Here is an 11,710-nt window from a genome sequence, read left to right as displayed (position 1 = left end):
AAAAAAATTGACATTTTTTTTGTGGATAGTTCGAAAAAAATAATTTTCGAACGGTTTTTTATTAATTAAAATGAAATATGAGGATTTTAGCTTATAGAGTGGTGACGTGAATGCCCTTCTCTCCTTTTTTGTTTTATGCGGTCGAGGTAAAAGGAGAGAGGGGGTGTATTATGTAAGGGGAAAGGAAAAATCATAAAAATGATCGTTTAACAGGCGTATAAATTGAGTAGCTTCCTCACTCAATTGCCCTTTTGATTTGCAAATCCAACCAATTTTTATTCTCATGTCACAATTTTTTATAGGAATCGTTTTAATGCCTAAGGGAGTAAAGTCCTTTTCGCAACAACTTGGACAAAATTGAAAAGCGTTAGTTGTCTTGATAAAGTTAATAATTGCACCACTATTATTAAGAAAAACAGCTTTTTTGAAATCTGTTAATGGGACATTATCAATCATCACATTGTTTGTCGTAATGGTGGATAAGTAGTCATCTTGGGGGCGAACAATGGCATAAGGAAGTAACTCCCGCATGTCAACCAGTGACTGTTTAGCGAGAGGATGATGCTCATTGACATTAACAAACCAGGTATCCTGAGTAATGAACTGGATGTCGATTTTTTTACGTTTTGCCAGATGGGTGATTTCGTTTTTTTGGGTTTCATTGACTTGAATAATGCCAATTTCTGATTTCATTTCTGAGACATCGGTGAATATTTCCTCGATGCGAGCTTCTTTCAACCGAATATTGATATCCTCCTCGTACAAATTGTAGAAGTCGCCAACAAGGCGGGAACTGGTAATGAAGGGATAGGAGGAGATGGACAACCCTTGATTGACATCAACTGTAGCAATTTTTCTGATATAGCCGATGTTTTCAACAATGGGCTTACAGTACTTTAATAATTGGTAGCCTTGTTTAGTTAAAGAAACACCTTTGTTGGAGCGAGTGATGACGACAATTCCTAGTTCTTCTTCAAGGTTGATAATTGATTGACTTAAATTTGATTGAGTTGTGTGTAATTCAATGGCGGCTTTATTTATACTTTTGTGTTTGGACAGTTCATGGAAAAACAGTAGTTGTTGCAACAACATTAACAAACCCTCCTTATTGAATTGATGCTTCTATTATATACTAGCTTATACGGATTTGTTATCTCTTCTAACGATAACTGAGTTATCTTTTTAAACCGCTTACACGTCGTGGTGGCAGGATGATATGATTGTTTTGTTAACTTGAACAATTTCGGAATTGTAAAAAAATGATGAGGAGAAATTGCCATGAAAAAATACGTACCAGAACCTTTTAGAATTAAGATGGTTGAAACGATTAAGATGACCACTTCAGAAGAAAGAGACGTTGCCATTAAAAAGGCTCATTACAACTTGTTTAATCTAGCGTCAGAAGATTGCTACATTGATTTATTAACGGATTCTGGGACTAATGCCATGAGTCATAATCAATGGGCAGGGATTATGCGAGGGGACGAAGCTTATGGTGGCTCAAGTAGCTTCTACAAATTAGTCAACACAGCCAAAAACATGTTTAACTATGATTATATTCAGCCAGTTCATCAAGGTCGGGCAGCAGAGAAAGTGTTATTTCCACTGTTGCTGGAAAAAGGAAAAGTCGCGATTTCCAATATGTTTTTTGATACGACTAGAGCTCATGTTGAACTAGCTGGTGCCCGAGCCATCGACTGTGTCGTTGAAGAAGCAAAGGACCCAAGTGATCGTAAGAAATTTAAAGGCAATATGGACGTGAAAAAATTAGAAGAAGCGATCTTGGAACATGGACCAGAAAAAGTTGGACTAGTTGTAATGACTGTCACAAATAACTCTGCTGGTGGACAACCTGTTTCAATAGAAAACATGCAGGCGGTGGCTGCAATTTGCCGAAAATATCACATTCATTTAAACATTGATGCTGCTCGTCAGGCTGAAAACGCCTATTTCATTAAACGAGATGAAGAAGCTTATAAAGATCATTCGATCAAAGAGATCGTTCGTTTGATGTTTGAAACGGGTGATACCTTTACAATGTCAGCTAAAAAAGATGGGATTGTTAACATGGGTGGCTTACTTGGTGTGAAGGATGAAGAAAAATTTAGTGAGTTAATTTTTAAAATCAAGGCCAATACCATTAGTTTTGAAGGGTTTATTTCATACGGTGGCTTGTCAGGTCGGGACATGGAGAGTCTGGCGATTGGTTTAGAGGAAGCTTTGGAGGAAGATTATCTGGATTATCGAGTGGGGCAAATGGAGTATTTGGCTTCTCTGTTGGATGACGTTGGTATTAAGTATCAGTCACCAGTTGGCGGTCACGGCGTTTTTATCGATGCGAAAGCCATGTTCCCTCATATTCCTTATAATGAGTTTCCTGGGCAGGTCTTGGCTATTGAATTGTATAAAGAAGCTGGTATCAGAACTTGCGATATCGGTTCTTACATGTTAGGCAATGATCCCGATACAAAAGAGCAGTTAGAAGCAGACTTTGAGTTTACTCGCTTAGCTATTCCGAGACGGGTTTATACGCAAGCACATTTGGACATTATGGCTGAAGCCCTAATCGCCATTCAAAAACGTGCGGCAACCATTAAACAAGGATATAAAATCACCTGGGAACCGCCTATTTTACGTCATTTCCAAGCACATTTAGAACCACTATAAAAAAATCAGGAACAGGTTTTGCTAAAGTATAAAACCTGTTCTAAAAAAGGAAGGTCTTTCATGAAAAAAACAAAAATTGTCGATTTAGTCGAAAGTGTTGATCCCTATGTTCGGGAAACTAGAGGCTATTTGCATCAATACCCGGAAATCTCAGCAGAAGAGTTTCAGACAGCTGAGTGGTTAAAAAAAGAAATCAGTCAGTATGGTTTAGTTGTGGAACAAGCGTCTAAAACAGGGTTTATCGCTACCCTTGATACTGGAAAACCTGGGAAAACAGTTGGGTTGCGAGCCGATATTGATGCTTTGCCTGTTAATGAAAGCGAAATCAATATGGTAGGACCTAAGAAATGGTTATCCAAAAATCCTGGTGCTGCTCATATGTGCGGGCATGACGGGCATATGGCGATTCTCTTAGGCAGCATGAGGGTGTTGGATCGTCTAAAGGATCAGCTAACAGGGAAAATCATCTTTATTTTTGAAGAAGGGGAAGAAATTAGTTCCGGCATTGATGAGATGGTTAGCCTGTTACAGACTAAGCAATTAGATGCTGTGTACGGCACCCATGTTACGTCCTTTATGCCGACTGGTAAAGTTTCAGTTGATCCCGGTCCTGTGATGGCTGGCGGTATTCTAGTGGAGTTTGATGTATTCGGTAAAAGTGGTCACGGCTCACGTCCTGATTTATCGATTAATCCTTTGTTTGCGACGGCTCAAGCTTTAGCTGGGTTAACGAGTGCTTGGAGCAATCAAATCGATGTCAGCAAGACCGTTACATTAGGACTTACTCAAATACATGGTGGCAATGTGAATAATATTATTCCTGATTCTGTCTTTGTGGGCGGTTCAGTTCGTTGCTTTGACGCGGCCGAAGGTGAAAAAGCGGTTAACGTGATTAAAGAGGTCGTCACTCATACTGCTCGGGCTCATCTCTGCGAAGCGAAGTTTAGAGAAACAACGCGAATTGTCTCTGAACCTGTGATTAACGATGCTGAACTATCAAATTTAGCTAAAAAAGCGATTGCTTCTAGCATGCCTGACAGCTTAATCGAAGATCAACAATGGTACGCTTCAGAGTCATTTACGAAATATGCTCAAGTTGCTCCCATCTTGTTTGCTTTTTGTGGTGTAGGAAATGAAGGATTAGGCACAACTGCTGAACATCACAATGAACACTTTGATTTAGATGAAGATGGCTTAAAAGCAGGTGTTAACGCAACCGTTAATTTTGCAGTTGATTTTTTATTAAATGAGGAGTGATAACGTGGAAAAAATTCCTAAAGCTATTGGGCCATACAGTGCTTTTCGTCGAGAAGGTCCGCTACTACTAACATCAGGTCAGTTACCTATTAATCCTGTCACAAGTCAAATTGACAGCGAGAATATTAAGGCGCAGGTGAAACAAGCCTTAGAAAATCTTAAAGCGATTATCCACTTAAATGGCGGCTCACTTGAGAATCTTTTAAAAGTCACCGTTCTGCTAGTTGACCTCAATGATTTTAACGCTGTTAATCAGGTGTTTGAAGAATTTTTTTCAATACCTTATCCTGCAAGAACTGCTTATGAAGTCTCAAAATTGCCAATGGGTGCTAAAGTTGAAATTGAAGGCATCGTGTATCTTGATGAAGAAATAAGATTATCGGCTAATTAAAATATAAGGAGAACAAATTATGCAATGGAACGTTGTTATCTCATTTGCTGTCGTTAGTGGTATTATGTTTATCGGTGATTTTTTATCGAATAAGTCAAAAGGAAAAATTCCTCAAATGTTAGTTGTTGCCATTATCTTCTTAGTTGGGTACTGGACGATTTTGCCTGAAGATATTATTCAAGTTTCAGGAATATCGGTCATGAATGAGATTGTCTTATCATTTATTTTAATTCATGTTGGCACGATGTTTGATTTTAAAAGCATGCTCAAGGAGTGGCGTGTGGTTGTGACAACTTTGGCCGCTAGTGCTGGGATTATTTTGTTCACATTAGTTGCTGGCTGGTTAATTTTTGATAAGTTAACGGCTTTAGTCGCCATGTCTCCGATGACAGGTGGCGGAATGGCAGCGATTATTATGAACACCGCTGCTCAAGAAATTGGTCGAGCAGACTTAGGGATGTTGGCAATGTTGATTTTTATTATGCATGGCTTTATCGGTTTTCCTTTAGCCGCTCATTTTATTAAAAAAGAATGCATGCAACTAGTGACGGATTTCCGTGGTGGCAAACTTCAAGCCTTGGAAGAAGCGGAAGTCAAAGGGGATCAAAAAGTCACCTTGATTCAGCGCATTCCTGAAAAGTATCGTACAACTACTTTCTATCTCGCACAACTTGCTCTATTAGGTGCTATTTGTGGCGAAATTTCACGGGTTACCTCGATAAACTTCGCGATTGTCCAAATTGTCGTCGGAATTATCTGTACCCAAGTGGGAATTTTGGAAGCTAATCCGGTCAATAAGACCGACTCTTATGGCATTTTGAGCATGGCCCTATTCGCTAACTTTATGGCGTCCTTCACCCTAGCAACCTTTGATGTAGTGGCTAATTTATTCGTCAAAATCATTGTGTTAATGGTAATCGCGACAATCGGCTTAGTCTTGTTTAGTGTACCTGTAGGCAAGAAAATGGGTTACTCTAAAAATATGTCCATAGCTATTGGCATCAATTGTTTTTTAGGTTTCCCGTTTAACTTTGCCATTACTAATGAAGCGATTAAAACTGTTGCTGACAATGAGGAAGAAGCTGTCGTTCTTAATCAGCAAATGATGTCGAAAATGATCATTGCAGGTATCGTGGCTGTTTCTTTTGTTTCAGCAATTTTGGCGGGCATTGTAGCAAGTGTGGCTTTTTAGAAACATTGGTAATAGAAAAGGGTTACTTGTGATATGACTGATGAAGCTCCTGAGATCGCTAGTATTAGGATAATGGGAGCTTGTTTAAATTTTCTAATGATTATGGCTACGAGGAAGATTGTTTTAGAATAAAATTTTTGCGAACGAGAAGTCATAAGGATTTTTTGAAAAATGATTTTTAGCATGATCAGTGTTCAGATATCCCAAAAACTTTTTCGTTAAATATACGCATTTAGGTTATAATTATTGTTATTTATCCATTTAATAATCATTTTTATGTAAAGTGGTTATTAGAAATAGCTTGCAATTAAGTTGCTACTATGGTTAAATTTTTATGTGCTGTTCAAAAAAACATCCACTGATAATAATACTTGTTATTAGTAAAAGGAGGAGGAAAAAATGTTTGTAGTGCTTATTCCAATTATTGGAATAATCGGGATGTTTGGTTATACTTGGTATCAGCGAAAACAACTCGCAGTCTATTTTAAGGATAAGGATGGTCAAAAAGAAGAGGAAGATCGGCGTTTGTTGAAACTCGTTTTAAGTATCATTCATCGCACAGAAGAAGCAATTCAAGATAAGATCGTTGTTAATGGCCATTTCATTACTCAAACAGTTCTTGTGAGAAAAACAACTACTTATTATTCTTATGTTATTTTATATGATAGCATACTCGAAGAAGCTGAATTAATTAGCTATAACCCCGATTCAAAAGAATCATCTTCTCTCGGAGTATTTAGAAAAGATGCGATTGAGGCAATTGATTTAGGTGGACAGACCAATTATCTTTTTCATGAGGCTACTACTGAAAAATTGTTGTACTCTGTTCAAACGATTGCTCATGATGTCAGTCGTCAGGGAGAATATGAAATTCGTTACTCGCAAGTTAAAGCTTATAATGATTTGCGGCAACACTGGAAGCTACCCCCTATTTCAGAGAAACTAACTATTGGAGGAAAAAATTAAATGACACCACAATTATTGACTTATTTACTAGCAGTTATTCCATTAGCTCTTTTGGGAATAGAGTTTTACACTTATAACAAAAATAAAAAGAATGGTCATGGCTTTGTTCTTAAACCTTTTAAGTTAGCGGCTTATGCGTTTGTTCTAGTACTAGCAGTTTATGCTATTGTAACGGGTCAAACATATGAAGATATTGTGACGAGGATTGAAGGGATGGTTTAAGTCCATAACATTGGCTAGAACTTGATATATGATTCAGCTAATATTTATGAAAGGTATAGAGATGCTAGTGTTGTCGCAAAATTATGCGTTTTTGCGTGGGTAAGACAAAATAAATTAGTAAGTTTATGTTTTTTTTCAGAGTGTGGAGATCTATTTTCCTTAAAATACCCGCCGCTATATTTGATTCTAGGTTGCTTTTTGGAAAGATTGAAATTTTTGTTCATTTAAAGGTTGTTTTTGACAACTTTGCTTAATTAGACTGAATTTATTCTTTAAATCAATGTATTGTAAGAGTTAATCATAAATAGAAACAATCATTTTGTTGGCGAAAAAAATTACAGTCGCTTTAAAATAGAGGAATTTAACAAAGTGACGAGGAAGGATGATGAGGTGAAAAAGCAATTATATCAAGAAGAATTTGTTAAACTGGGAGGAATTGAGCAGTATCTTCTCCACTATCCCCAACCATCAAATGGACCGGTTATCTTATTTTTGAATGGTGGACCTGGTAGCGCAGAGTCTAATTTTGGTTATTATTTTAATCAGTATTGGCCAGATGTTTATCAAGTTGTTTATTGGGACCAGCGAGGGGCAGGCAAAACTTTGAATCGTCATCCTGATGCTAATGATTTTCCAACAATCGAGAGCTTGCTTAATGACTTGGATGAATTAGTTGATTACTTGAAGATTTATTATCAAAAGGATAAAATTGTGTTATTGGGGGATTCGTGGGGTACCGTTTTAGGAAGTCAATATGCGATAAAAAAGCCTGAAAATGTTTTGATGTATATAGGTGTTGGTCAAGTAGTTGACACTCAAAGGAATGAACAAATAGGTTTGAGTAAAGTGATTGAAGAGGCCGATAAAGCAGGAAATGTTAAAGACAAACGAGCTCTTATGGCTATTGAGAGGTTTCCACCAAAAATGGATGAGGCAGGAATGAAGCTCTTTGTTAAAGTACGTAAGTATCAAATGAAATACAATTTAGCTGCAAAGTTGACGTTTGCTTTGGTTAAAACCTTTGTCTGCAGTCCCGTTTTTAAATGTGCTGATGTTATTGCTATTAAAAAAGCCGGGAAAGCAAATCATCATTTAATTGATTATTTATTCTCTTTTAATCTAAATGAAGCTCCCTTAACTTATGATATGCCCATGTGTTTGATTCAGGGGGAAAATGATTATCAAGTTCAGACGTCATTGGCTGTTGACTATTTTAAGCGAATTGAAACTAGTCAGAAGCAGATTCACGTTATTCCTAAGGCAGGTCATATGGCCATGTGCGATCAACCGGAATTGTTTGCTAAAGCTCTCAATCATGCTTACCGCATGATTCAGTTATAAGAAAGGATGTCAGAAAGAGTAGAAAAGCATTGGTGATTATTGCCAGTTTTCTACTCTACTTTTTTGTGTTGGTTTATGAAACTGATTCTCTAGTAGAGGTGATCTTATCAATTGTTTGAAAGATATTTTGCCAATCCCTTTCTGTTGGCGGGAAATCCCAGATATAGTAATTGGTTGCTTTTTGGGACAAATGACTGGGAAGGTAGATATCTGAGAGCAATAGATCGAATTGCCGGTCTTTCGTTTCCTCTGAGGTACTGGTGTTAACGACAAGATGGTGGGAGGATTGTTTGATCAGCCTTTGTTTTAAATATTCTTCGCTAAGTGGTTCAATGTGACAGATTAGTTTGATATGGATCTGTGATTTTAGGTGATTAATGTCAATCGAAGTACTGAGGATTAACAGTATGTGATAGAGTAAATAATTTTGAATGTGCGGGTTGGCTTCCTTGGGGAAAAGATACCATAAATCGTCCATCATTTGTTTGATTCGATTAAAAAAATTGGGGTTTTCCAGTTCAAACTTTTCCATAAAATCTTGACTGTTTGAATGGGTTAGCTGTAAATCGGCAAAAATAATCAGGGACAAATAGACACATAACAATTTATATAGTATCTTTTCTTGATGTTGCTTAGTGACTGCTGGATATAAGGTTAAAAAGGTATGGAGAATCTTTTTAGAAAAGCTATAGGGCAAGGTCTGCTTTTCTTTGTGCCAGCTGATCTTCATTTGATAATCCCCATGTTGTTCTTCAAAAACAGGATTAGAGACAAGGACGAGGGCTAAAAAGCTCCATTCATTTTCGAGAAATTCACTTGGGGTTGTAACAGGGATAAACAGCTTCATGTCTGTGCTGTAGCGTTGGAAATGAGGATCTAAAATCTGTTTATCCGGCGGTTCTGTAAAAAAGTGTTGCTCGTGATGGCGAATTTGATTAATTGCCAAGCGATAAAGAAATTGAATTTGTTCGATTTCTGATAATTTAAGGGCCATCATAGGTTCTTTTTGTTTGAACATTTCGGAAACGGTGATGAAGGTCGGGATTTTGAAGGGCCATTTGGTACTTTTGATCACTGACCAGTAAAAGCGGTAATAAAACTCGCGAATTAAGTGTTCTGGGCCGGCTACCAGCAATGAATTGAGGTCAAACTTTAAGCCGTTTTTCGAAAAAAAGTGGCGGATCTGTTTCAACTTTCGATAGACAGTACTTGGTGAGAGGTAGAGCTTTTCTGTTAGTAACTGGGTGGTTAAGCCTTTTTGTTGGAAAATCAAATCGATTAGCTGATAAGACACGGAGTCTTTGAGAAAATCGGCTTCAATTTCTCCGATTGAATGAAACGAGCTGGTTTTTAAAAAGATGCCTTTATTTTTTTTTGTAATAATGATAAATTTACTGTCCAACTTAAGGGAAAAGGCTTTTAAGTGATTGATTGTTCGATAGGTCGTATTAGCTGAACAATTGCCGATAGTGGACAATTCTTTTTCGGTCCACCAACGTTCTTCTGTATACAGGGCATATAAAAATGCCAATGCTCGTTTTTCTAATGGGTCAAGCAATACCTTCATCTTAGCGTTCCTCCTTTTCTGAACAGTTAAACAAGGTGTTTATTCTTGCTTATTATATATCAGTAACCTTGGGAGTAGAAACCAACATTAGGCGGAATAAACATCAATTATTGGTTTTGTTCGTCGGTCACACCGGAGTAGTCACCAAAATCAAATATGGCAGTTTATTCTGATTATTTAAGAAATGGTTTTATCAGATGTTTTATGATATTCTCGAGGTGATTCCACTCCTTTTATTTAATGAATAGTAAATGAGCGCTTCTTAGCTTGTTTAACGTGTGGAAAGACTGCTGATAAATGGGACAAAGGGGGAAAAAGATGAAAGTCGGGTATTCTGTGATGAGTGAAGACATTTCGCTATTTAAGGAGAACGGAATTGAACATCATGTGATAGTGACTGATGATGATCAATCTCTTTTGACGTTTAAGAAATTTTTAGAACTGAATAAACATAATCAAATTTTTTTGATGAACATTCACAGTATTGGTACTTACGTTACGTTGGTGCAATTGCATGACGTTTTTGCTCAACTAATTAATGAAGAGTATTCAGTGACTATTTTGGAACAAGGGGTCAGGGCCTCTATTGTTAATGCTGACTATTTAAGGATGGTTTGGCATCTGATTGAAAGTGAAAAAAGTGCTGTCAGAAATCGTGCAAAGAAGGCGATTGCTATCGCAGTGGCGCGCGGGAAGGTCGTTGGGAGACCGCCGATTAGCCAAGAAGTGGTTAAACAAATGACGAGTTTATACGTGAAAGAGAAGCGGAGTATTCGGGAGATTGCGGCAATCGTAGGCGTTTCTAGTGGAACGGTTCATAAATATATCAGACTGGCGTATGAGTAGTTTTTGTGTAGCCCATAAGCGTGACTAGGGGAAAATAACTGGGTTACCTTTTTTAATGGAGACTTAAGAGGGATTATGTCTATAACGAGGCATCCTTTTAAGTCTTTTTATGGTGGTTAGGGCCTGTTTGACTACGATCTGAAAGGGTATGATTAGACAATTTTGACGTTAACGAGTGGCATTGGTTATGGTATGATAAAATAACTAACCATAATTATTTGTTTGACTAAGAAAGAGGTTAACCTATGAGCTTATTGACAGCAATTCATTTAACTAAAGAAAAGGATCAACAGACGATTCTTAAAAATATTGATTTAACTATTCAGTGCAATCAGCGGATTGGCATTAAGATGACACACACTGAGACGATCATGCTTTTTAATCTGTTTGAAGGGCGAGAGTCACCTTCCAGTGGTAGTTTGAAAAGGGAACGAGCGGTTATTTTATCGATTCGCAAAGAGGATCAGCTTTACCAAAAGGTCTCAATTCGCAAATACTTGGCAACGTTTATGAAAATCTCTGGCAATCAACTTGAGATGACGAATTTAGCTGAAGACTTTTCACTAATTGATCTGCTGGATACGCCGATCAAAAAATTATCCGTGGATCAGCGGCAGCGTGTCCATTTGGCGCGCGTTTTTCTTTTTAATCCCCAGATTTTGTTAATCGAGAGCCCTTTGACAGATTTGACGGATGAGGGAATCGAGCTTTATTTAAAAGCGTTAAAAATTTTTGAGCCACTGCAAACGGCGCTATTATTTGCGGCTAGCTACACGGAGGAACTTTTATTGTTAGGGGACGAAATTTATCACTACAATAAGCAAATTGGTTTGGAGAAAACGGATGTGACACTAGCAGAAGAGATGTCAGTTAATGACGAGGAGTCACTTTATGTGCCGTCGATTTTTAAAATCGCGTGTAAAGTTGCAGACAAAACGATCTTTTTTGATCCGATTGAGGTGGATTTTGTGGAGAGCATTAACAGTGTCAGCCATATTAGTGTCAGCGGCGAACAGTTTCCGACGACCTTGACGATGACCGAGTTGGAGACGAAATTAATGGCTTTTGGTTTTTTCCGATCTCATCGTTCTTATTTGGTCAATTTACAGCGAGTGGCTGAGTTGATTAGTTATTCTAAAAACAGTTTTACATTAAATTTGAAAGGGAATGAGGGGGCAAAAATTCCCTTATCTCGTTCACGCTTAGATGAGTTTAAGGAAATAATGAACTTTTAAGTCACCATTCAGCGCTTTTTTGCCAC

Annotated in this window: 11 protein-coding genes; 9 read left to right on the top strand and 2 right to left on the bottom strand. The window is 37.6% G+C overall.

Going from position 1 to position 11,710, the window contains the following annotated elements; genetic code table 11:
- Positions 1-168: 168 nt before the first annotated feature.
- Positions 169-1,092: a LysR family transcriptional regulator gene (locus I6N95_RS03215; protein WP_209524913.1), complete on the bottom strand. Its 924-nt coding sequence runs from the start codon at positions 1,090-1,092 to the stop codon at positions 169-171.
- A gap of 186 nt (positions 1,093-1,278) precedes the next feature.
- On the opposite strand from I6N95_RS03215, the gene I6N95_RS03210 reads away from it, so the two are divergent.
- From I6N95_RS03210 to I6N95_RS03180, 7 genes are all read left to right on the top strand, one after another.
- Positions 1,279-2,667 carry a tryptophanase gene (locus I6N95_RS03210; protein ID WP_245249233.1) on the top strand — a complete coding sequence of 463 codons (1,389 nt, stop codon included), beginning with the start codon at positions 1,279-1,281 and terminating at the stop codon, positions 2,665-2,667.
- 60 nt (positions 2,668-2,727) lie between these two features.
- Positions 2,728-3,924 carry an amidohydrolase gene (locus tag I6N95_RS03205; RefSeq protein WP_209524912.1) on the top strand — a complete coding sequence of 399 codons (1,197 nt, stop codon included), beginning with the start codon at positions 2,728-2,730 and terminating at the stop codon, positions 3,922-3,924.
- Positions 3,925-3,928: 4 nt separating this feature from the next.
- Positions 3,929-4,315 carry a RidA family protein gene (locus tag I6N95_RS03200; protein ID WP_347340528.1) on the top strand — a complete coding sequence of 129 codons (387 nt, stop codon included), beginning with the start codon at positions 3,929-3,931 and terminating at the stop codon, positions 4,313-4,315.
- 19 nt (positions 4,316-4,334) lie between these two features.
- Entirely contained in the window at positions 4,335-5,507 is a 1,173-nt protein-coding gene (locus I6N95_RS03195) for a hypothetical protein (protein WP_209524910.1), read from the top strand.
- A 399-nt stretch (positions 5,508-5,906) separates the two neighbouring features.
- Positions 5,907-6,473 (top strand): hypothetical protein, encoded by a 567-nt coding sequence (locus I6N95_RS03190; protein ID WP_209524909.1) that lies wholly within the window; start codon positions 5,907-5,909, stop codon positions 6,471-6,473.
- On the top strand, positions 6,474-6,695 hold the full coding sequence (locus I6N95_RS03185; RefSeq protein ID WP_209524908.1) for a hypothetical protein: 222 nt from the start codon (positions 6,474-6,476) through the stop codon (positions 6,693-6,695).
- 390 nt (positions 6,696-7,085) lie between these two features.
- A complete protein-coding gene (locus I6N95_RS03180) occupies positions 7,086-8,036 on the top strand; it encodes an alpha/beta fold hydrolase (RefSeq protein ID WP_209524907.1) in 951 nt (316 codons plus the stop codon).
- Positions 8,037-8,109: 73 nt separating this feature from the next.
- On the opposite strand, the gene I6N95_RS03175 is transcribed toward I6N95_RS03180, so the two are convergent.
- Complete coding sequence (locus tag I6N95_RS03175; protein ID WP_209524906.1) at positions 8,110-9,603, bottom strand: AcpB/EbpR/MafR family transcriptional regulator; 1,494 nt, start codon at positions 9,601-9,603, stop codon at positions 8,110-8,112.
- A 318-nt stretch (positions 9,604-9,921) separates the two neighbouring features.
- On the opposite strand from I6N95_RS03175, the gene I6N95_RS03170 reads away from it, so the two are divergent.
- A complete protein-coding gene (locus I6N95_RS03170) occupies positions 9,922-10,449 on the top strand; it encodes a cyclin family protein (RefSeq protein ID WP_209524905.1) in 528 nt (175 codons plus the stop codon).
- A gap of 245 nt (positions 10,450-10,694) precedes the next feature.
- Positions 10,695-11,684, top strand: a complete 990-nt coding sequence (locus I6N95_RS03165) for a LytTR family transcriptional regulator DNA-binding domain-containing protein (RefSeq protein WP_209524904.1) — start codon at positions 10,695-10,697, stop codon at positions 11,682-11,684.
- Positions 11,685-11,710 lie beyond the last annotated feature (26 nt).

The organism is Vagococcus allomyrinae, from assembly GCF_017829975.1.
Lineage (GTDB): Bacteria > Bacillota > Bacilli > Lactobacillales > Vagococcaceae > Vagococcus_D > Vagococcus_D allomyrinae.
Note: the sequence above shows the minus strand (reverse complement) of the source record. Positions and strands in the feature narration are given on the sequence as shown.